The organism is Neoakkermansia glycaniphila (genome assembly GCF_001683795.1).
In the GTDB taxonomy this organism is placed as follows: Bacteria; Verrucomicrobiota; Verrucomicrobiia; order Verrucomicrobiales; family Akkermansiaceae; genus Akkermansia; species Akkermansia glycaniphila.
In genome coordinates this window covers 51,381-73,145 of sequence record NZ_LIGX01000040.1, presented here as the reverse complement: position 1 = coordinate 73,145, position 21,765 = coordinate 51,381, and the positions used below count along the sequence as shown (strand labels likewise).

General features: G+C 59.5%; 17 protein-coding genes and 1 CRISPR repeat array. Of the genes, 5 read left to right on the top strand and 12 right to left on the bottom strand.

All coding sequences use genetic code 11. From position 1 onward, the window contains the following. The first annotated feature begins 6 nt into the window (after nucleotides 1-6). The 4 genes from cas7c to cas2 are packed head-to-tail and all read left to right on the top strand — an operon-like array spanning nucleotide 7 to nucleotide 2,897. The gene (gene cas7c, locus AC781_RS11640; RefSeq protein WP_067777641.1) at nucleotides 7-867 is read left to right on the top strand and encodes a type I-C CRISPR-associated protein Cas7/Csd2; all 861 of its coding nucleotides are present in this window, start codon (nucleotides 7-9) and stop codon (nucleotides 865-867) included. Nucleotides 868-917: 50 nt separating this feature from the next. Beyond that, on the top strand, nucleotides 918-1,586 hold the full coding sequence (gene cas4, locus AC781_RS11635) for a CRISPR-associated protein Cas4 (RefSeq protein ID WP_141675903.1): 669 nt from the start codon (nucleotides 918-920) through the stop codon (nucleotides 1,584-1,586). Continuing rightward, the gene (gene cas1c, locus AC781_RS11630) at nucleotides 1,583-2,605 is read left to right on the top strand and encodes a type I-C CRISPR-associated endonuclease Cas1c (protein ID WP_067777639.1); all 1,023 of its coding nucleotides are present in this window, start codon (nucleotides 1,583-1,585) and stop codon (nucleotides 2,603-2,605) included. The genes cas4 and cas1c overlap by 4 nt, the downstream gene beginning before the upstream one ends. Before the next feature lies 1 nt (nucleotide 2,606). Beyond that, the gene (gene cas2 / locus AC781_RS11625; RefSeq protein WP_067777638.1) at nucleotides 2,607-2,897 is read left to right on the top strand and encodes a CRISPR-associated endonuclease Cas2; all 291 of its coding nucleotides are present in this window, start codon (nucleotides 2,607-2,609) and stop codon (nucleotides 2,895-2,897) included. A gap of 210 nt (nucleotides 2,898-3,107) precedes the next feature. Beyond that, a CRISPR array of direct repeats spans nucleotides 3,108-4,067; the repeat unit is 32 nt; unit sequence GTCGCACCCCTCGCGGGTGCGTGGATTGAAAC. A 120-nt stretch (nucleotides 4,068-4,187) separates the two neighbouring features. On the opposite strand, the gene pth is transcribed toward cas2, so the two are convergent. From pth to AC781_RS11600, 5 genes are all read right to left on the bottom strand, one after another. Continuing rightward, nucleotides 4,188-4,751 (bottom strand): aminoacyl-tRNA hydrolase, encoded by a 564-nt coding sequence (gene pth, locus AC781_RS11620; protein ID WP_067777637.1) that lies wholly within the window; start codon nucleotides 4,749-4,751, stop codon nucleotides 4,188-4,190. 7 nt (nucleotides 4,752-4,758) lie between these two features. After that, nucleotides 4,759-6,297 carry a 2-isopropylmalate synthase gene (locus tag AC781_RS11615; protein ID WP_067777636.1) on the bottom strand — a complete coding sequence of 513 codons (1,539 nt, stop codon included), beginning with the start codon at nucleotides 6,295-6,297 and terminating at the stop codon, nucleotides 4,759-4,761. A gap of 123 nt (nucleotides 6,298-6,420) precedes the next feature. Beyond that, entirely contained in the window at nucleotides 6,421-6,864 is a 444-nt protein-coding gene (locus tag AC781_RS11610) for a hypothetical protein (protein WP_067777635.1), read from the bottom strand. Then, nucleotides 6,861-7,640 carry a DUF4332 domain-containing protein gene (locus AC781_RS11605; RefSeq protein ID WP_067777634.1) on the bottom strand — a complete coding sequence of 260 codons (780 nt, stop codon included), beginning with the start codon at nucleotides 7,638-7,640 and terminating at the stop codon, nucleotides 6,861-6,863. Before AC781_RS11605 ends, AC781_RS11610 begins: the two co-directional genes overlap by 4 nt. 22 nt (nucleotides 7,641-7,662) lie before the next feature. Continuing rightward, a complete protein-coding gene (locus tag AC781_RS11600; RefSeq protein WP_067777633.1) occupies nucleotides 7,663-10,335 on the bottom strand; it encodes a valine--tRNA ligase in 2,673 nt (890 codons plus the stop codon). 145 nt (nucleotides 10,336-10,480) lie between these two features. Here AC781_RS11600 and AC781_RS11595 point away from each other — a divergent pair, with 145 nt between their 5' ends. Further along, on the top strand, nucleotides 10,481-10,753 hold the full coding sequence (locus AC781_RS11595; protein WP_083077041.1) for a Sec-independent protein translocase subunit TatA/TatB: 273 nt from the start codon (nucleotides 10,481-10,483) through the stop codon (nucleotides 10,751-10,753). A gap of 142 nt (nucleotides 10,754-10,895) precedes the next feature. Here the strand turns inward: AC781_RS11595 and AC781_RS14155 are convergent, their stop codons facing one another. The 7 genes from AC781_RS14155 to AC781_RS11560 all read right to left on the bottom strand — a co-directional run bounded on the left by AC781_RS14155 (nucleotide 10,896) and on the right by AC781_RS11560 (nucleotide 21,759). Then, entirely contained in the window at nucleotides 10,896-12,065 is a 1,170-nt protein-coding gene (locus AC781_RS14155; RefSeq protein WP_067777631.1) for an acyltransferase family protein, read from the bottom strand. Nucleotides 12,066-12,145: 80 nt separating this feature from the next. Beyond that, nucleotides 12,146-13,333 (bottom strand): acyltransferase family protein, encoded by a 1,188-nt coding sequence (locus AC781_RS13825; protein WP_067777630.1) that lies wholly within the window; start codon nucleotides 13,331-13,333, stop codon nucleotides 12,146-12,148. Between the two features lie 17 nt (nucleotides 13,334-13,350). Continuing rightward, a complete protein-coding gene (locus tag AC781_RS11580) occupies nucleotides 13,351-15,840 on the bottom strand; it encodes a hypothetical protein (RefSeq protein WP_067777629.1) in 2,490 nt (829 codons plus the stop codon). Further along, nucleotides 15,837-18,260 carry a GAP1-N2 domain-containing protein gene (locus AC781_RS11575; protein ID WP_067777628.1) on the bottom strand — a complete coding sequence of 808 codons (2,424 nt, stop codon included), beginning with the start codon at nucleotides 18,258-18,260 and terminating at the stop codon, nucleotides 15,837-15,839. Before AC781_RS11575 ends, AC781_RS11580 begins: the two co-directional genes overlap by 4 nt. 18 nt (nucleotides 18,261-18,278) lie before the next feature. Further along, complete coding sequence (locus AC781_RS11570) at nucleotides 18,279-20,198, bottom strand: hypothetical protein (RefSeq protein ID WP_067777627.1); 1,920 nt, start codon at nucleotides 20,196-20,198, stop codon at nucleotides 18,279-18,281. A 170-nt stretch (nucleotides 20,199-20,368) separates the two neighbouring features. Then, nucleotides 20,369-20,635, bottom strand: coding sequence for an HU family DNA-binding protein (locus tag AC781_RS11565; RefSeq protein WP_067777626.1), 267 nt, complete (start codon nucleotides 20,633-20,635; stop codon nucleotides 20,369-20,371). A gap of 191 nt (nucleotides 20,636-20,826) precedes the next feature. Beyond that, nucleotides 20,827-21,759, bottom strand: coding sequence for a CAP domain-containing protein (locus AC781_RS11560; protein ID WP_067777625.1), 933 nt, complete (start codon nucleotides 21,757-21,759; stop codon nucleotides 20,827-20,829). Nucleotides 21,760-21,765 lie beyond the last annotated feature (6 nt).

Below are 21,765 nucleotides of genomic sequence, written 5' to 3'. Positions count from 1 at the left end.
AATACCATGAATAAAATCGACTTTGTCCTCATCTACGATGCCCTCGACGCCAACCCCAACGGAGACCCCGATGCCGGCAACATGCCGCGCGTGGACGTCGAAAGCGGCCACGGCCTCGTCACCGACGTATGCCTCAAGCGCAAAATCCGAAACTTCGTCCAGCTCACCCGCGACGGGCAGCCCGGCTGCGACATCTACGTCCGTGAAAAAGCCATTCTCAACAACCAGAACGAACGCGCCTACCAAGGCATCAAAAAGGAAGCGAAGAATGCCGACCAGGCCGTCAAAGATGAAGCCCGTGCCTGGATGTGCCAGAACTTCTTCGACATCCGCGCATTCGGCGCCGTGATGACCACTGATGTGAACTGCGGACAGGTGCGCGGCCCCGTGCAGCTCTCTTTCTCACGCTCCGTGGACCCCGTCTTCAGTGCGGAATACGCCGTCACACGTTGCGCCGTCACGACCGTCAAGGAAGCCGAAAACCAGAAGGGCGACAACCGCACCATGGGTCGCAAATACACCATCCCCTATGCCGTTTATACCACGCGCGGATGCGTGAACCCCTTCCTCGCCGCCCAGACCGGATTCAACGAATCCGACTGGGAACTCCTCAAGGAATCCCTCGTCCACCTCTTCGATTTCGACGCCTCCGCCGCACGCCCCGCCGGCTCCATGGCTGTCCGTAAGCTTATCGTCTTCAAGCACGAAAGCCAGCTCGGCAACGCTCCGGCTCATAAACTGTACGACGCCGTCAAAATCGTTCGCAAGGAAGGCATCGACGCTCCGCGCTCCATCGAAGACTACGACATCATCATCGACAAGGCTGCCATCCCGGCCGGTGTCACCGTCGAAGAAATCGACTGCTAACCCCATCCTTCCGGCAGCGGCAATCCTCGGCCTGCCGCTGCCGGATACCCTTGCCCATGGAAGACGGCCTCCCCATCTCCTCCCTCCAGCACTACATCTATTGCCCGAGACAGTGCGCTCTCATCCACGTCGAACGCCTGTGGGCGGACAACATCCACACCGCGAGCGGCAGCATCGAACATGAACGCGTCGATGCCGGGCAGGGCAACACCTCTCGGGGCATCCGCATCGAACGGAGCGTCCACCTCCTCTCCGAACGCTACGGCATGCAGGGAGTGGCGGACGTCGTCGAATACCACGGCCCCCGGGGACGGTACGACCGCATCGTACCCGTCGAATACAAGCACGGCAAACCCAAGGCTCACCGTGCAGACGAAGTGCAGCTCTGCGCGCAAGCCATTTGCCTCGAAGAAATGCACGGCATGGACATCGAACGAGGCTACCTCTTCTACCTCAAACCCCGCCGGAGAACAGACGTCCTCTTCGATGAAGAACTGCGAAACCTCACCATCCGGACCATTCTCGACGTGCGTTCCCTCATCGACAACGGTGAAACTCCTCCGGCCCGCTATGAAAAAAGCTGCGAGCAATGCTCCATGATCGACCTCTGCCTCCCGCACCTCGGCCCGCACATGAAAGGCATCGGCAAAGTCCCCGCCTCGCAGTACAACGACCGCCAATTCTCCCTCCTCCTGAACAACGAACCGTCCGAACCTTGAAACAGCACCTGAACACCCTCTACGTCACCCGGGAAGGAGTATGGCTCGCCAAAGACGGGGAAACCGTCAGCATCATCGACCATGGCTCCTCTCTGATGCGCGTACCCCTGCATAACCTCGAATCCATCATCACCATGGGGTGGGACATCGGCGTCTCTCCCCAGCTCCTTGCCGCCTGCGCGGCAAGCGGCATCCGCCTCTCCTTCTGCGACCCCAACGGGCGTTTTCTCGCCGCCGCTACGGGATTCACCCCCGGCAACGTCCTGCTGCGAAGGGCGCAATACCGTTGTGCGGACCAGCCCGAAGCCGCTCTGAACATCGCTCGGGAAATGATCGCCGCCAAAATCCTCAATGCCCGCCATGTCCTCCTGCGTGTCGACCGCGACCGCTCGGGCATCAACCTCGAGCCTGTCATCTCCTCTCTGGCATACTCGGTGCAGGCCGCCCGAAAAGCGCGCGACGCCGCCGAACTTCTTGGCATAGAAGGTAACGCGGCGGACGCCTACTTCTCCGCCTTCCCGACAGCCATCGCCCACGATGACCCGGCCTTCATCTTCTGCGGACGCTCCCGGAGGCCTCCGCGCGACTCCGTCAACGCCCTCATGTCCTTCGTTTACGCCTTGCTGGCGCACGACTGCCGCTCTGCGCTCGAATCGTGCGGCCTTGATGCAGCCGTCGGCGTCCTGCACCGCGACCGGCCGGGCCGCCCCGGACTGGCCCTCGACCTCATGGAAGAATTCCGCGCCGTACTGGATGACCGCCTCGTCCTCACCCTCATCAACCGCCGCCAGATCAAACCGGGCGACTTCACTCGGGAAGAAAGCGGCGCCGTCTTCCTCAAAGAAGAAAGCCGGAAAATCGTCCTCAGCGCATGGCAGGAACGCAAAAAGGAAACCATCATGCACCCCGTCATCGGCGAAAAAATCACCATCGGCCTGCTGCCGCACATTCAGGCGCGCCTGCTCGCCCGCCACCTGCGCGGCGATGTGGACGCCTACACCCCCATGCTTTGGAGATAACATGTTCGTCATCATCAGCTATGATGTGGCTACGGCCACGAGGACGGGAGCCCGGAGACTGCGGCGCATTGCACGCATCTGTGAAAACTACGGACAGCGCGTGCAGAACTCCGTCTTCGAATGCAAAATCCCGCCGAACCTCTTTGTCTCCGTCAAACAGCAGCTCCTCGATACCATGGACCCGGAAGAAGACAGCCTGCGCTTCTACTTTCTGGGCAAGGATGATGAAGGGAAAATCCTCCATGTCGGAGCCAAGAAAAGCTACGACATCGACGGCACGCTCATCATCTGAAACATCAATCGACCGCAGGCAGGGCGCAACACGCGCGAACCCCAAGCTGTACCGAAATTCCCGGAACATCCGCGAAATCGGCAACAGCCTCGTGTTCATCAGATTGACAAACAAGCCCGCTTTATGAAGTTGTCAAATAATGTATATTGACAGCTCGTCGGCGGAAATAAAGGAATTGCCTCTTTGGTGACAACATGTTACAAAGTGGCAGTCGCACCCCTCGCGGGTGCGTGGATTGAAACCGGAAAACCGTCACATCAAGCCACACGTCATCCCGTCGCACCCCTCGCGGGTGCGTGGATTGAAACGCGAGATATGGTTGACAAAGGACGGGAATGCGCCGTCGCACCCCTCGCGGGTGCGTGGATTGAAACAACATCAGAAATATCGTGCGAGCATACGATAGCGGTCGCACCCCTCGCGGGTGCGTGGATTGAAACAACACAGGCATCATGGAGATGCAGCGTGCGACGAAGTCGCACCCCTCGCGGGTGCGTGGATTGAAACACCGATACCCGCGGCCGCCGCTTCGAGTTCGGCCGGTCGCACCCCTCGCGGGTGCGTGGATTGAAACTCCGATGGTCAGCCAATTGCCCAGTACATCACAAGTCGCACCCCTCGCGGGTGCGTGGATTGAAACTTGAGGTGCTGACCGCCAGTCGCAAGCTTGTCATGGTCGCACCCCTCGCGGGTGCGTGGATTGAAACCGATGATGCGGGAAAACGTGTCGGGCGTGGAGGGTCGCACCCCTCGCGGGTGCGTGGATTGAAACGGGTACTGCACGACATTGCGTATGCCTGCCGACGGTCGCACCCCTCGCGGGTGCGTGGATTGAAACCCGCTGCCTGTCGCAGCCTCTGCTAGAACGGAATGTCGCACCCCTCGCGGGTGCGTGGATTGAAACCCGGTCGGGGAATCCCGCACGTATTCCCGGTCGCGTCGCACCCCTCGCGGGTGCGTGGATTGAAACTTGAGGTGCTGACCGCCAGTCGCAAGCTTGTCATGGTCGCACCCCTCGCGGGTGCGTGGATTGAAACTGTTGTCGATGGCTTCTTCGATCATGTCCACGAAGTCGCACCCCTCGCGGGTGCGTGGATTGAAACACGGACTCATATCGCAACGGCAGCAACATGGCCAAGTCGCACCCCTCGCGGGTGCGTGGATTGAAACGACGGCGAGGATGGCATCCGTGGCGTTGCAGGCTGTCGCACCCCACGCGGTTGCAGCGGGGTTGCAGCGGGGTTGCAGCGGGGTTGCAGCGGGGTTGCGCTTTGTTGGGGTAAGGGCCGTTTACTGAACGTTGTAGATGTTCATGGCGGCTTCGATGCCGTGGGTAGCGGCGTAACGGGCGGCATCCGCCGCCTTTTCGATGGAGACACCGAGGAGTTCCTGTTCGTCAGGGCGGAATTTGCCGAGTACGTGGGCGGTCATTTCCTTGCCGCCGGGGGCTCCTATGCCGATGCGGAGGCGGGGGAATTTGTCTGTGCCCAAGTGGGCGATGAGGGATTTGATGCCGTTGTGTCCTCCGGCAGATCCGCCGGGGCGGAGTTTGAGGGTTCCGACAGGGAAGGCGATGTCGTCGTAGATGACGAGGATTTGTTCGGGGGAGAATTTGAAGTACCGCATGAGGGGGCCGATGCTGGCTCCCGAGTCGTTCATGTAGGTTTGCGGTTTGACGAGGAGGACGCCGGGGCCTGCGGCCAGTTCGGCTTTTCTCGCTTTGTCAAGTTTGTAGGGTATATTCCAGTGGCGTGCCAGCGCATCAAGCGCCATGAACCCGACGTTGTGCCGGGTTCCGGCGTATGTCTGCCCCGGGTTGCCGAGGCCGACGATGATGCGAGGCACGCTGCTCATGGATGGGTCAGCATTCGCGCATTTGGCATGCCGGGATGGTGAGGGACCTGTTGACGGCGTTCAGGTAGGCGCGGACCGAGGCTTCGATGATGTCGGTGGCGGCGCCTTTGCCGGAGACGGGTTTGCCTGTGCCGAAGTCGACTTTGACGAAGACTTCGCCGACGGAGTCCTGCCCCTGCGAGGCAGCCCGTACGTTGTATTCGACGAGTTTGCCTTTTGTTTTGGTGATGCGGTCGATGGCTTTGAAGACGGCGTTGACCGGGCCGTTGCCCGTGGCGCAGTCTTCGCGTTTGTCGTTGTCGATGATGAGGCTGAGCGTGGCGGTGGCGCGGGCGTGAGTGCCTGCGACGAATTGGATGAAGTCGAGGCTCCAGAGTCCCTGTTGGCTGTCCAGCGAGTCGTTGACGAGGGAGGAGATGTCGTCGTCATAGACGAATTTCTTGGAGTCGCCTACTTTTTTGAAGCGTTCGAAGACGTGGGTGAGTTCTTCTTCCGTGAGGACGTAGCCGAGTTTTTCGAGGCGTTGGCGGACGGCGGCTCTGCCGGAGTGTTTGGTGAGCGGGAGTTCCGTCGCGCCCCAGCCGATGGTTTCAGGGTCGATGATTTCGTAGGTTTCTCGTTTGCTGAGGATGCCGTGCTGGTGGATGCCGGAGCCGTGGGCGAATGCGTTTTCACCGACGACAGCCTTCGATCGCTGGACGGGCATGCCGCTCATGCGGGCGACGACCTGCGAGGTTTTGACGATTTCCTTGATGTGGACGCCGTGGGTGACTCCTCCGAAGGCTTCCGGGCGGGTGGAGATGGCCATGATGACTTCTTCCAGCGCGGAGTTGCCTGCGCGTTCGCCGATGCCGTTGATGGCTCCTTCGACCTGCCGGGCTCCCGCCTTGACGGCTGCCAGCGAGTTGGCGACGGCAAGGCCGAGGTCGTTGTGGCAGTGGACGGAGATGATCGCCTGTTCGATGTTGGGCACGTTTTCCTTGAGGTAGGTGATGATGCGTGCGTATTCGTCCGGTGTGGTGTAGCCGACGGTGTCGGGGATGTTGACGGTGGTGGCTCCGGCTGCGATGACGGCTTCGACGACCTGTGCGAGGTAGTCGAGTTCGGTGCGGGAGGCGTCTTCTGCGGAAAATTCGATGTCCTGCACGTATTTTTTGGCATGGGCGACGCCTTCGACGGCCATGACGAGGATTTCCTCTTTGGTTTTCTTGAGTTTGTACTCGCGGTGCAGGGGGCTGGTGGCCAGGAAGATGTGGACACGTGCGCGGTCTCCGGCAGGAGCCAGAGCTTTGACGGCGGCATCGATGTCGCCAGGCACGCAGCGTGCGAGGCCTGCGATGGTGCAGTGTTTGATTTCCGTGGCGATGGTGTGGACTGCTTCAAAGTCTCCGTCAGAGATGCAGGGGAAGCCTGCTTCGATGATGTCCACTCCCAGTTTTTCTAGCTGACGGGCGACTTCGAGCTTTTGACGAAGGTTCATGGAGGCCCCGGGGCATTGTTCTCCATCTCTCAGTGTCGTGTCAAAGAAGCGTATTTGATCAGCCATATTATTATGTTGGTTTGAATCCGCACTATAACATGGCGATGCGGGTATGCAAGTGCCCAACCTGTCATGGTGGCGGGTTGGGTTCGCAGGGCAAGAAGTTCCCTGTTCGGGGCGAGTATGCGGTTAACGGGCCGGGGGTGTGGCGGGCTGTGCCTGTTGCTGCGCGACGAGCGAAGGATCCAGTGAGAGGACATTCGCCAGTTCGGGCGTGACCAGCCCGTTGAGGATGAGCCGGTCGATTTGTCCGGATACGTTATTCCATGCCGAATTGAATTGATCCTTGAGTTGCAGGACTTCCTTTTCCTCTTCGGCGGTCGGGTCGGGCAGTTCGCTTTGCCGGACGGCGATGGCGTTCATTGTCATCCTCTGGGTTTCAAGCTGCGGGATGGCGTTCCGGATGCTTTCCGCATCGTAGCACATGCTCAGGATGCTGTCCGTGGCATGGAGGAGTTCGATCAGTTCCTGCGCGAGGATGTAGTGTGGGGAGGAGGGTTGGCTTTGTTGCGCTTCACCGGAAACCGCCAAGGCGGGCATGGCGAGGGGCAGGAAGCAGATGGCTGTGTTCATCGGGATGAGTGTGGGTTGCGGAGCCGCTGTGCCGTACCGCAGGAGGGGCAGCGGAACCATTTGAAGAGCAGGATGTGCAAGGCAGTGGGGACGACGCGACCCAGGCCCCAGATCGTGTGCATTTTCCTGTTGCGCACATAGCGTTGCCACGAGAAGATGCGTATTTTACAGACGCTGCACCGGCATCGGAAGGAGACGATCAGGTAGAGGAAGAGGATTAGGCCGATGAAGGCGAAGGCGATGATGTGCCAGCGCAACAGCGCATGATTGAAGAGGAGGATGTACGGCAGCAGGAAGATCAGGGAGAGGCCGCACAGCCAGAAGAGGATGGCGATGACTGCACCGAGCCATGTACGGATCGGCGTGGTGTGCCGGATGCCGCGAGGATGCATGTAGCGTTCCGAGACGGATCGATCGGCAGTTTCTTCCCTTGCCTTGCGGTGCGAGGCTGCCGGGGTGCGCTTGTGGTGCGTCAGGACGGGGAGCGCTTTTCCTCCAAGGCGGTTGGGCAGGTTGTCTGTTTCTTTGACGGCACCGGTTTCCTGTTCCTGCGGGACGGCCGTTTCTTCCCGGACGATGGTCTGAGCCTGGGCGATCCATCCTTCTACCAGCCGTTCGTCGGGAAGGGGGAGGTTGCGTTCGAAGTGGGTGTTTGCCAGCCGGAGGTCGTTCAGCAGTTGTTCCGCATTGTACCTTGCCAGTGTGGCGGGGGACTTTACTCCCAGTATGTCGAGCAGTTCGCGGTGTTCGGCGGTCAGGTGGACGATGCGGTTCATGGACGCAGGTTTGGTGCTGGCGTTATAGCAGGGCGGAGAGCATTCCGGTCAGTTGTGCCTGTTTGCTCTGCCATTCGGTCAAGCGGGCGCGTTCCTGTGCGACGACATCGGCGGGTGCGCGGTCGATGAAGCCTGCATTTCCGAGTTTACCTTCGCATTTGGAGATTTCCCGGGCGATTTTTTCGAGTTCCTTGCGGATGCGTTCGCGTTCGGCGTCTACATCGACGAGGCCTTCGAGCGGGAGGAAGAGTTCACCGAGGGGGGTGAGGCTGGCAGGTGTTCCTTTTTCGGCTGCGTAGGCAGGTTCGATGCCGACGGTTTCGGCTCCGGCCAGCAGGGCAAGGCGGGAGGCGGTGTCGGGGTCGACATTCATGGAGGGTTTGAGGATGAATTGAACCTTTTTGTTGGTGGCGAGGTTGTATTCGGCCTTGAGGTTGCGCGCGCGGTTGGCGGTTTCGTAGAGGGCTGCGGCGAGCGTTCCTGCGGCTGTGCGTTGTTCTTCGCCGATGTTTTGCAGGAGGCTGGAGGGATCGGGCAGGGGGGTGACCATGAGTGGCTTGCCCGCTTCTGCTGCTGCAAATCCGAGCGATGCCCACAGTTCTTCGGTGATGTGGGGCATGATGGGGTGGAGCAGTGCGAGGTAGTGGCGCATGACGGTGTCCATGGTGCCGAGGGTGGCGGCGCGGGCGGACGGGTCGGCTCCTTCTCGGAGGTCGTTTTTGATGGCCTCAAGGAAGAGGGCGCAGTATTCGGACCAGAAGAATTGGTAGAGGGCCTGGGTGTAGGCGTTGAATTCGTAGGCGGCGAGTGCGTCCGCGACGTCGGTGTGGAGTTGTTTGAGTTTGGCGAGGATGTCGATGTGGACGGCGGTGTAGGCCGGTTCTGCGGCGGCATCGGTTTCGCCCTGCATCATGCGGAAGCGCGCGGCATTGTAGAGTTTGTTGGCGAAGTTGCGGCCTTCGCCGATTTGCGATTCGTCGAAGCGGACGTCCGTGCCGGTGGGGGCGATGCGCATGAGGCCGAAGCGGAGGCCGTCTGCGCCGTAAGTGGCCATGAGGTCGAGCGGGTCGGGCGAGTTGCCGAGGGATTTGCTCATTTTGCGGCCGAGGATGTCGCGGATGATGGAGGTGAAGAAGACGTTCGAGAAGGGTTTCCTGTCTTCAAAGCGGTAGCCTGCCATGATCATGCGGGCCACCCAGAAGAAGATGATGTCCGGTCCGGTGACGAGGTCGCTGGTGGGGTAGAATTTGGCGCGGAGTTCTTCATCCATGGTGCCGAAGGGCCAGAGCCATGAGGAGAACCATGTGTCGAGCACATCGCCGTCCTGTTCCCAGTTTTCGGGATCGGCAGGCGGTGTGGTGCCGACGTGGATGTTGCCCGTGGCTTCGTCGGAGACGTCGAGGGAGGGGGCGGCTTTCAGGGTGTCGGCTGCGTTTTTGCGGTACCAGACGGGGATGCGGTGGCCCCACCAGAGCTGGCGGGAGATGCACCAGTCCTGAATGTTTTCGAGCCAGTGCGCGTAGGTTTTCGCCCAACGTGCGGGGCGGAAGGTGATGTCTCCGGAGGCAACGGCTTCGGCTGCTTCCTTGACGCAGGGGTATTTGAGGAACCACTGCATGGAGAGGCGTGGTTCGATGGGGACGTCGGCGCGTTCGGAGTAGCCGACGTTGTTTTCGTATTCTTCGACTTTGTGGAGGAGACCGAGGCCACGGAGGATTTCGACGGATTTGTCGCGGGCTTCGAAGCGGTCGAGGCCGTGCAGCTCGGGGCAGCCGGGGCATTCGATGCGGCCGTCCGGGGTGAGAACGTCGATAATTTCGAGGTTGTTTTTCTGGCCGATTTCAAAGTCGGCGCGGTCGTGGGCAGGGGTGATTTTGAGCGCACCTGTGCCGAATTCGATTTCGACGTGTTCATCCGCGATGATGGGGATGGGCGCAGCACAGAGGGGGCGGATGACGTTTTGCCCGATGAGATGGCCGAAGCGGGGGTCGTTGGGGTTGACGGCGACGGCGACGTCCGCCATGATGGTTTCCGGGCGGGTGGTGGCGACGAGCAGTTCTCCCGATCCGTTTTCCAGTTTGTAGCGGATGGTGTAGAGCTTGCTCTTTGTGGGCTTCATGATGACTTCCTCGTCGGAGAGCGCGGTCAGGGAGACGGGGCACCAGTTGACCATGCGGCGGCCGCGGTAGATGAGGCCTTCCTTGAAGAGTTCGACGAAGGCGCGGCTGACTTCGTGGGTGAATTGCTCGTCCATGGTGAAGCGTTCGCGTTCCCAGTCGCAGGAGCAGCCGAGCTTTTTGAGCTGTTTGAAGATGATGCCGCCGTGTTTGTCTTTCCATTCCCAGACGAGTTTGAGGAATTCGTCGCGGCCGAGGTCGTGGCGGGTTTGGCCCGTGCGCTGGCGGAGGTCTTTTTCCACGCGCACCTGGGTGGCGATGCCCGCATGGTCCGTGCCGGGAAGCCAGAGTACTTCCTTGCCAAGCTGGCGTGCGCGGCGTGCGAGAATGTCCTGAATGGAGTTGTTCAGAACGTGGCCGAGGTGAAGGACTCCCGTGACGTTGGGCGGAGGGATGACGATGGAATAGGCGGGTTTGGAGGAGTGTTCGTCGGCATGGAAGCAGTGCTCCGACATCCAGCGAGACTGCCATTTTTCTTCTACAATCTGAGGTTCGTACGCCTTGGGCAATTCCGTCATAACGCGGGCAATTACACTCCAAAACGCCTCATGTTGCAAGTTTTTTTTCGGCCTTGCACCGCTTTCGGGATGCCGGGGAAATTTGCATGCAGTCGCACTTGCGGGTTGTCATGGGTGAAAGAATGGGGTACTTTACTTCGTACTGATGACTGTTATGCTTGCCAATTTGTTTAGTCCGACGCAATTGACGATTGTCCTGATCATTCTTTTCCTTCTTTTCGGGGCGAAGAAGCTTCCCGAATTGGCTCGTGGCCTCGGAAAGAGCCTTGGCGAGTTCAAGAAGGCCAAGAAGGAGTTTGAAGACGAGATTTCCGGCGTGACCAAGGACGAAGCCAAACCGGTGGAGGCTCCCAAGAAGATCGAAGCTGCCGACGAGGAGAAGAAGACCGATACTTCCGATTCCGGCAAGGTCGCTTGAGGCTGTTGCGATCGGAGTTTTGCCATGGCCGGGGCGAATTGCCCGGCTGGTTGATTGCCCGTGGTGTTGTGCCACGGGTTTTTCGTTGGCCTGACCGGACGTCAAGGTTCGTTGCAGAGGTCGCAGAAGGGGTAGGGCGAAATCAGGCCTTGACGAAGATGCGTTGCCTGTACATGCCGAAGAGCAGGAGCCACAGCAGGATGATGTAGCTTGCGGCGAAGAAGAGGGGGGCGTAGTCCGGTTCCAGCAGCTCGGCACATCCGGAGAAGATGCGTTCGTTCAGGGTTCCGAAGTCGATGAGGGAGGTCAGGATGTAGGCAAAGAGCGCATTCATGCCGATGACTTTGAGCGGGAAGCTCCAGGCCCGCAGGTTCCAGACGTCGATGACGAGATAGAACAGGGCGAGCAGGAACATGCCGATGCCGCCTGCAGCCAGAACGAAGGTGGAGGTCCAGATGCGTTTGATGATGGGGTAGTATTCCGCCGTGACGAGGGAGATGCTGAGCAGGGCGGCTCCGCACAGGAAGATGAAGCCGAAGCGCATGAGAGGAGTGCATTCCTTGTACTTCAGCGCTGCGCCCGTGGTGTAGCCCAGCAGTGCCAGCGCGATGGCGGAGACGATGCAGAGCAGGCCTTCGGGGTCGTAACCGCCGCCGTGCAGGATGCCGGGCAGCCAGCTGCGGTCGATGATGGCGTTGATGCTGCCCTCAGGGGTGAAGTCGCCGAAGTTGAATTGCAGGTAGGCGATGCCTCCGAGGATGAGGAGCGCCGTTGCAGCGACGGCAGCCGTTTTGCGGACAAGTAGGATGATGGTGCCGCTGACGGCGCAGGAGATGCCGATCAATCCCAGTACGGACGCGAAGCGCATGTTTTCCGGGTTCCAGCTCAGGGCCCCGTTGACAAGGCATCCGAGGAGGATCAGGACGATGGCCCGCTTGTACAGGTGAAGCAGAGTTTTCCACCATGCGCCGGGTTCTCCGCTTTTTTTCAGCAGGGAAAAGGCCATGGAGACGCCCGCAATGAAGACGAACAGCGGGAAGACGAGGTCATAGAGGGCGAAGCCTTCCCATGCCTTGTGGCCGAATTGTTCGCTGAATGTCTGCAAGGATGCCTGTTCCGGAAAGGTTTGAGCCAGAATGCGTGCGAGGGAGTCCAGCCCGACGATGCACAGCATGTCGAGGCCGCGCAGGGCATCCAGCGATTGCAGCCGCCGTTTGGGTTCGGGGGCGGCGTCTGTTGCTTCCGGGCTGGTCATGCTGCCGGGTGTATCGTCCGGCAGTTGAAGGCTATCGGGAAGGGCTGCGTCTTTCATTTCCGTATATACGCCGATATGCCATCGTTTTTTACGGGAAAATCCGTTTTCCTGTTTTTTATCTTGCCCGGGGATTCGGCTCAGACTTTGATGAAGATGCCCTTTCTGTACATGCCGAAGAGGAGCAGCCAGAGCAGGAGAAGATAGGTGGACGCGAGGAAGAGGGCCGACCATGCAGGAGGCATGAATGCGGCGAAGCCGGAGAAGATGCGTTCGTTGATCGCATCGAAGTCGACAACTTTGGCGACAATGTAGGCAAATATGGCATTCATGCCGACGATTTGCAACGGGAAGCTCCATGCACGGAATTTCCAGATGTCGATGACCAGATAGAAGAGCGACAGAGCCATGATGCTGATACCTCCTGCCGTGAAGACGAATGTCGCCGTCCAGATATGCTTGATGAGCGGGTAATGTCCTTTGGCAACGAAGGCGATACCGGCGAGTGCCGCTCCGCTCAGGAAAAGCAGTCCGAAGCGTTTGATGGGGGTATGTACATTGCTTTTCAGTATGGTGCCGGCTACGTAGCCGATGAGAGTCAGGGCGATGGCGGAGACGATGCAAAGGATGCCTTCGGGATCGCTGTGTCCTTGTGCGATATGGCCGGGCAGGCAATGTTGGTCGATGAGGGCATTGATGCTGCCGCCGGGCGTGAAGTCGCCGAAGCCGAATTGCAGGCAGGCGATGCTTCCGAGGATGAATGCGATGATGCCGATCATCCATGGCAGGTTGCGGACAAGTAGGATGATGGTGCCCCCAATGGCGCAGCAGATGCCGATCAACCCCAGTACGGACGCGAAGCGCATGTCCTGCACATTCCATGTGAGCGTGCCGTTGACGAGAAATCCGAGTAGAATCAGGATGGCGGCCCGGCGGTACAGGTGGAGGATGGCTTTCCTCCTCGTGGCCGGGTCGGCGCTTTTGCCTGCCAGCGAGAAGGCCATGGAAGCCCCGGCAATGAAGACGAAGAGGGGCAGCACCAGGTCGAGGAGAGCGAAGCCCATCCATTGCTTGTGGAGGAATTGCTTCACCACCAGTTGGCAGAAGCCGTTGTTCGGGAAGATGCCAGCAAGAGCGTATACGACGATGTTCAAGCCGACGATGAGGAGCATATCCAGGCCTCGCAGGGCATCAAGCGATTGGAGCCGTTGTTTGGAAGCCGGTTTTGTTGAGGGAAGCGTGCCGGGCTCCGCAGGATTTGCATTGGCTGGCGATTCTGGCAAGGGGGCGGGTTCTTCGTTGTTGCAGGAAGTCTGAGAGAGAGTCATGTCGTTCGTTTCCGGATTTATAAGAATGAGATCAGGGGGCTCAGGTAAGCGGCGTTTTCGAAGGATTTCTCATTGTTCATGAGCTGGAGGGAGTAGTCGTTTTTGCTGATGTACCAGATGGGTTTGTCCGGCGGCAGGGCATGGAGGAAGACCGGGGCGCCTGTATGGTCGATGAAGCCGACGTAGGAGGGTTTCCGTTTGTCGTGCGCTGTTAGCCTGTTTTTCACTTCCTGTTCATACGGCGGGTTTTTGTGGCGTTTGAACCAGTCAGCCCATTGTTGTTCCTCTTTGAGGGTGGTGGGATTGGTGGCGAGCCAGCAGGCTGCGTTCAGTTCCACGACGTTGTCGCGCAGGTGGTGGTGGAAGGAGGCTTTGTCGCGTTCGAATGTGTCAGAGAAGCAGGCTCCCGGAATTTCAGGGTGGGGGTAAGCCTCGATGAAGTCGAGTATTTTGCCGTAGAAGTATGCTTTGGCCAGTGCCGGGCATTCCGGCCTGTCGTAGTCGATGATGCGGCCGAGTATGCGGAGGAGGTTGGCTTTCCCGTAGGCAAAGTCGGGTTCCTTGAGTCCGGCCGCCTGAAAGAAGTCGGTCAGATCGATCGTGTCGATGGATGCGATCTGGTTGGCGGGAATGGTGGCCGTGTTGTTGCTGAGGGCGGAGAAGCGGGGGTCGATGGGCGAGCGTTCGACGATGTATTCTCCGTCGCGCGCCGAGGGACGCATTTCTGCCAGATAATACTGCCCCGACTGGGTGCGGATGCGATAGTAGGGTTTTTTGAAGTTTTGGTTGCGGAAGAGTTCTGCGATGATTTCAAGCTGCTGCTGGGTGATCGGCTGCTCCGGGGTGAAGGTCGGTTGACCGTTCAAGTGGATTTGTTTGCTGCGTTCGATGCGTTCGGCATACGTGTTGTCGCCGGAGAATTGCACCAGAGCGACGATTTTGTCGTAATCCGGCAGTTTGCCGGACATGGCAAGGGCGTTCTGGACAGGCTGGTATTTGGCAGGGGAGAGTAGCTGGAGATAGGCCTTGAAGGTTTCCAGTGTGCGCGCTTCCCTGAGCTGGGCTTCGACAGAACGCGCCTGTTCGATGCTGTGCAGGATGCTGTTGATATCGGATAACCGATCATTGATGGGCTGGAGGATGTCGATCGAGAGGCCGAGTTCGCGCTGGTTGGCGGTGAAAAGCTGTTTGTTCTGTTCGAGCTTTTGCTGCTGTTCGCTGAGTTTTTGCGCATCCGTGTCGAAGTTGCCGGTCAGTTCGGGCATGGGGATGCTGTCGGCAGAGATTTGGGAAAGGATATGGTTGCGCCTGTTCGTCAGCATCTGTTCGTAGGTGCGTGTAATGTTCGCCCATTGTTCCATGCGCCGGGTGCGGTATTCGAGAGGGAGGCGGTTGATGCTGTCTCCGAAGGCCAGACGTTCCGACGGGTCCCACAGGGCGAAGATGTCCGGATTCGCGTCGAGCTGGTTCAAGGCGTTGTCGATGCTGCGAGCCAGCAGCCGGATGTTGCTGCTCCAGCGCTGGAGGTTGTCCAGCTGGTTGCCGAGGCCTCCGAATGACGGCAGGATGCTGTTTTCATGCACGGTTCCGGCAAGAGATTCGGCCTCGGAGAGTTGCTGGTGCTCCATCAGGTCTTTCAAACGGCCTGCGATGTTGCTCGCTTTGCTGTCGAGGTAGTAGTAGATTCCTCCGCAGAGCAGGAAGCCTCCAGCGAGGCTGAGGGTGAAGCGCAGGGCGAGGCGGCGTTTGCGGGAGACGGTGGCCTTGGCCCGGTTCCAGCGGGAGATGGCGGCTTCGGCCCTTTCTCCCATATCTTCGGGAATGCCGATATCCGCCCGGCGAAGCAGGGTGAGCTGTTTGCGGAGTTTGTCGATTCGCGCATGCAGGAAGGATGCCTTTTTTTCTTCGAGTTCACCGTCGCCGGATGCTTCCATGTTTTCCAGCATGGAGCCAAGACGTTCGATTTCGGTGGCGGCGTATTGTTCGCGGTCCCGCTTTTCCTGTGCCTGCCTGATGGTTGTTTTGAGGGCGGCGAGGGATTGCTGCTGCGGCGCAGTGAGGTTCAGCCGTTTGGCGGAGGTCAGCGTTTCGATGTTCCGGAGGAGGTCGGCTTCCTGTTCTTCCGTAGCCGTGCTTCCGATGCAGCCGATGAGTTCTGCTAGTTCCGCCTCGTCGCATTCATGCTGCCAGCGGGCGAGCGCTTTCTGCCAGTCGGCGTATTCGGGCAAGGCGGCGTGGAGTTCTTTTTCGGTAGCCAGTTCCAGGAGGCGGGCGAGGTTTGTTTGCAGGGCCGACATATCGCCCCGTTGCATGAGGTCGTTGATGACAGGGGTTTCCCTGGACAGGTGGTTGCGGAGTCTGCGTTGGAGGTCGCGGGCGGCGGTTTTGTCGTGCGGGTCGGCCTGGAGGATGCGGCGGATGGCGGCGAGAGCCCCGGCTTCATCGCCCTGCAGGACTTTCTGCCTGTATTCCCTGTATAGTTCTTCCGTGTGGGGTGAGTCGCTCATGGCCGGGTTGTGGTCGCAGGCTGTTCTTTGGGGACTTCCTTGAATAGCCAGGTCAGCTTGTTGTTGTGGAGGGTGATGGTATCCAGTTCCAGCTGGATTTCCGAGACTTCTCCGGACAGGCGGTTGTATTCCACTTCAAGTTGTTTGGTGATATAGTCGCGGCATGCCTGCATGACTTTGGCGTATCCTGCCTGTTTGTCGATTTCAGATCTCCGTGTCGCTGGGGAAGTATATTGTGATTTGATGTTCAGTTTTTTCGTGGCGAATCTGTCGAAAGCGGCATCGTTGAGTATGGTGTCGTACCGGTCGACATGTTTTTCCGTCGATTGCCGGGCTTCGCTACTGGATTTGATGCTGCTCAGGACGCCGTAGAATTCGGCAAGGCTGGCTGCCTGCCTGTTTGGCCGTTTGGCGACGATGCTCGCGAATGCCTGTTCCAGCCGGTCGTTGATGGGCCATGCCGTTTCACAGGAGACGGCGTAGATGTCGAAATCGCCGTTTTGTTTGAACTTGCATTGCCATGCGTCGGGGTCAATCAGCAGGGCATTGTCCGATATGTTCCGGAGCCGGGGCAGGCGGATGTAGCTGGCTGGTTTTTGCGGGTTGCTGGCATATTTCAGGATCGGCGAGACGAGGAAGAAGCCTTTTTTCCGGAGTTTGAGGCTGTAGCGGTCGGGAGATTGTGCATCCGGATAAGCGTCAAGGTCTCCTGCTTTGATTTGGAAACTGTCCGGAACGGGTGGTTTGGCGGTTGAGGGGATGGTGGCGATCATGCGCGGTACAATGATGAGACGCATGTTCCGGTTGTTCCGGTTCAATTCGATGTCGATGATGACGTCTTTCGGGGTCGTGCCGGAGATAGAGCCGTCCGGGGAGAGTGTGAGGGTGAACAGGGGGTCGAATGCGCCACTTTTCCGGTAGGAGAAGCTATATTCGTTACCGGATTTTTCGAGTTTGACAGGGTGGGCGTCGCTGGCGATTTTTTCGCTCATGCCGGATTTCGCTCCCAGAGGGATGATGGCGATGCGGCCTTGGGTGAATTGGCCTCCCTGATCAAGATAGTTCAGGCTTTGGGCGGGTACGGGATCTCCGTATTTGATGGCGTCGGAGCAGGAGGAAGCCGCAGGCTGCTGTACGGGGGCAGGCTTGGCTGGAACGTCAGGGGCGGGCGGCGGCGGCGTTTGCGGTTTGTCCGGTGCAGGGGCGGGAGCTGGGGGTGGCTCCGGGCGATCCGGGGGGTGTGCCTGTGCGTTGCGGGCGCCCGGGAGGTCGCGGGCGATGGCGGGCGTCGGAGCAGGCGGCGGGACGATCAGGGGCGGTATGGAAGGAGTATCTTCCTGAACGGCAGCCATGCTCTCCGGCGATGATGCGGAGTCGCTCCCTCGCTGGGTGTAGAGGTAGAATGCCGCAAGGCACAGGGCGCAGGAGATGGCGAAAGCCAGCCACATTTTCAACGAGGAATGGGATGTTTCCGTTTCTTCCTCGTCTTCGGGGATGTCGTCTTCCCGGGAATCGGATGTATGTTGCGCACGAATGCTTTCTTTCATGCTCCGCATGTGGAGGTGGGGAGGCGGAGTGCCGGGGATTTCGGGCGCATCCTCGATGGAGATGCCGGGTGCATCGGGAATGGAAGAGTGGAGGCCGGGCGCTGAGGAGGCCGGAGGAGTCAGTCGGCGATCGACCCGAAGCATGCTGCGCCGCCCGGTTTCGGCCTGTTTTTCTTCCGGAGAACCTTGGCGTATGCAGATGCACGTAAAGTCGGCCCCTTGGTAGTTGGGGTCGAAGTCGGTCGTCCATGTGAATCCCCAGCCTTGGCGCGGGCACTGAAAAGAGGTTTCGTCCAGCAGGCGGAGTGCGATCTCCGGAGTGGCGTCGGGCGGGAGGAGGAGGTAGAGTCCCTGCGTTTGAAGGTCGAGAGGGTGCCGGGAGTTGTTCTCATGGCCTGTCAGGCTTTCCCAGAGGGAAGGAACTCCGCTTGTTGCTGGGGTTGCCGGTTTCCAGGGGGTGTCGTCTTCCAGCAGTTCGGGATTGTTCGTCCATTCCGTTTTCCAGAAAGCCTGCCGTTCGAGAGCGAGGGCGAGTCCGGCCGGGGTGAAATCCGTGTGCAGCCGCAGGTCGTCCACGTCCTGTTCCGTGAGGACGAGGTGATGCGCCGTGTGGTTGGTGCGGCCCGTGTAGTCGGAACCGGAATCGGCGATGGAGGTGAGGATGTGGAAGTTTGAGGCTCCGAGGGTGATTTGCCTGTAGGCGAAGATGCGGCGCGTGCCTTCCGTTCCGGTGGTGCGGCTGAATGTGCTGATGCGTTCCAGCGAGGCAGTCAGAGCGGCACCGAGGCTTCGGTTGCGTGCGACGGTGCCGAAGCCCGTGCGCCCGGCGTCCAGAAGACGCGGTGCGCTGGTGTAGATGAGCTGGCAAGCCATGAGAGTGGAGGGTGAGGGTTACAGGGAAGGGATGAGGGTGGGTTCGAGGCGGCTGAGGAGCCAGAGGGTGGGGTCGCAGATATGGATGGGGGAGAGGTGCGCCGGATCGGGGCCGATTCGTTTCGTGCTGTTGTCCGTGTCGGTGAATTCGACGGGAGGCGTGCCGAATGCGGAGGCGGCAAAGTACCGGACGTCCGAGGAGATGGCTTCGACGGTGGTGCAGATGGACGGATGGAGGCCGAAGAGGAAGCGTCGGAGGTGTTCCGAATTGGCATCGATGTTGTGCTGCAGGATGCGGCCGTTTTCGGATGCAGGGAGCAGGGGGCCACCTTCGAGGAGGTGCTGCCATGTATCGCATTTGCCGATGATGAAGGCGAACGGCGTCCGGATGCGTTCCTGTGGCGCGAGGTTCAACAGGGTTTTGATGCGGACTTCCATTTCCGTGAGAATGGTGCTTTGCTGGTCGATGGCGCGGCAGGCGTTCTGGAGCTGGGGGTCGTTGACGTCTTTGAGCATCCGGCGGAAGTCCGGGTTGACGGTGGGATCGAACAGGAAGCAAAGTCCGTCTGCGACGGCGACGTGTTGCGCTCCCGGAGAGTCTTCGCTGTTGCGCCCAGGCTCGAAGTGTTCGCCCGCGTTGTCGTAGAAGACGAGGCCCGTGGGGCTTTCGTCCGAACCGATGCCGGAGATGGTGTAGATAAAGGGCTTGGGCAGGCGGGTCATGCGGCCGTGCCTGGGCAGCGTTTCGTAGAGAGTCCCTTCCAGATCGGTTTTGGTGAGGTAGGCTTCTTCAGGCGAGGATGCGGAGAAGAGCCGCTTGCGCATGTCGTTGATGATGGCGTTGCACGTCGGGTCAGCATCGCGGAAGGTAAGGCCGTATTCCCGGGGCAGGCTTTGCTCGAGCTGCTGGAGCAGGGCGGCCAGATAGTAGGATTTCCCTGATGAGGGCGCGCCGACGATGGAGAAGATGCGCTGGCGCAGTTTCAGGAAGAAGGCGGGCAGGCGGCGGCGGCAGTGCGGGCAGGCGAAATCGGTGCAGGGTACGCCTTTCGCATCGAGGGCCTGCCCTTTGTCGTTGAAGCTGGTGGCCCAGAACCGCTGCATGGCGTCTTCACCGAGCAGGGAGTCGCCCCGGAGATCCGGATGGGAGGCGATGTTCATGATGTCCGCGAGCGTGAATCGCTGCCAGCAGACCGGGCACAGCAATTCGCCGTGTTCGGGGTCGATATCGCGTGCGGGCTGTTCGGCTGAGGGAGCCGACTGGGCTGCCGAAGGGGGTTCATGGCGGTGCGCCGAGCGCATGGGGCGCGTGGCTGCCGTATCGGGCACATCGCAGCCGACGGCTTCGCAGGCCTGTCGCACGGCGGCTTCCGGCGGTATGGGCGGCAGGTTCGCCTCTGCCGGTTTCTGTTTCTTCGATGCCGCAGCGATGGGGTAACGCGAGGAAATGATGGGCAGAAGGTTTTTCAGGTAGAAGGCGGAGCGGTCCAATCCCTCGAATGTGGCGAGGCAGTCCTTGGGGAGGCTGGCTGAGGCTGTTGCCAGCTGGCGGAAGGCGTAGGGGCCGTGCCATGCCTTGTTGGGTTTGTCGTACAGGTACCATGCCTGCAGATTGTAGGAGGAGAAATTCGGCATGTTGTCCTCGTCGCCGTACCAGCAGATGAAGCAACCCATGGCAGCGGTGAACAGGTACAGTTTATTGGGCAGCAGTTCGGAACTTGCCGTCTGTTCCGTGCCGTTGACTGTATAGGCGCCGATGCTTCGTTGCGGGAAGAATGTATAAAAATTTCTTTTTCGGGAAAAGGAGCCTGCTATATCGGCGTCCATGTCCGCTCGAACCGTGTTGTCCCTCGACTTGCCGATGGAAACGAGGTCGCCTTGTGAGGCACGCAGTTTACCCGAAAGACAATCGAATATATACAACGTAGAACTGGACATGAGTCCCATAAAGCTACACGCGCAGGCAAATCAAGTCAAGCCTTTGCTGTAGCAAAATGGGCTTTTCCTGCCAGCATTTGCCGTTGGAGGACGGGCAATCCATGGATAGACAAAGAACCTTCACCCATGCGGAGTGAAGGTTCTGAAAATGAACTCGAATGAGTTTCTTCTTACTTTTTGAGGGCAGAGGATGCCTTGAATGCCACCGTCTTGGAAGCGGGGATCTGCATCGTAGCGCCTGTCTTGGGATTGTGGCCAGTGCGAGCCGGACGGGACTTGGTTTCAAACGTCCCGAAACCGATGATCTGAACCTTTTCGGTCTTGACTGCGGTCGTGATGGACGTAAGAACTGCGTCGAGGGCTGCAGCAGCGCACTTGCGGGTTGCACCTTCACCGAGATTCTTCTGGATGGAATCGATGAGTTGAGCTTTGTTCATAGGCCTCTAAGCTAGCACCGCAGGATGCCTTTTGTAAAGGCAAATCCACAACTTTTAGAGAAAAAGACGCTGTTAGTAGTGAAAAAAATGCGCCAATGGGGCCATGGCGGCCTTAAAACGGTGCCGGAGAGGCAAAAAGTCCTCATTTTGGTAGATAAAATGAGGACTTGACACCGATTGGCCCGCAAGACTCAAAACAGCTCGACGACGTACTGATCCGTGAAATCGCCGGATACGATACGTACCCAGTAGATGCCTTTTCCTTTGGCATTGGCCGGAAGCTGCGGTTCGAAGACGAGGTTGCGCGGGTGGGCATAAATCTGCCCGACGGCAATTTTCTTGCCCTTGGGTTCCGTGTCGGTCGGGAGGGCGGCTTTCGGCGAGGACGTGACCTTCCACATGTTCACCTTCGTGTCCTTGTCCAGCGTCACGCCGTCCGGCGGGTAGTAGCTCCAGCCGTTTCCGAGCATCCATTCCTTCGGGTAATATCCCCGGCCCGGGTAGCTCCATCCCTGTTCGGCCCGTTCGTTCCGCGTGCCCTTGCCGAATACGCGCATGGCGCTGAAGTCGCCTTTCTGGCCGAAGCCGACCTTGTCGAGGTTGTAGCTCATGCTGTTGCGGCGGTGTCCGCGTTCGGCGCGGTTGTTGTCGCCGGGGTCGTTCATGTAAACGTGCATGGAATTCGTCAGGGTCCCTTTTCCGGCAAACAGGTTGCAGGATTCGGTATGGCCTCCGAGATCGTGGGCGATCTTGTTGTTCTGGGCGCAGACGCGGGCCGCTTCCTGAGCCTGCGTGTTGAACTCGGAATCGGCCGCGACTTCGGAGTATAACCCGCTCAGGTAGCGGTAGGAATTGAGCGTGTTGACGGCGGCCTGTACATCGGGGGCGATGCCCGATGGCGCTTTTCTGGCTGCAATGAGCTTGAGCTGCTTGCGGATATCGCCCTTGCTTCTGGGATACAGGGCGAGGCGGCCCGCTTCCTTTTGGGCTTCCGGGGAGGCCTGCGCGGCGGGCTGTGCCTTCTGACGGATGCCCGGAGCGGTTTCCTGTGCCGAGACCGGGTGGAAGGCGAGGAGAATGCCGAACAGGCAGCCGGGCAGGTAGAGACGTTGTGTGGTTTTCATGTGCCG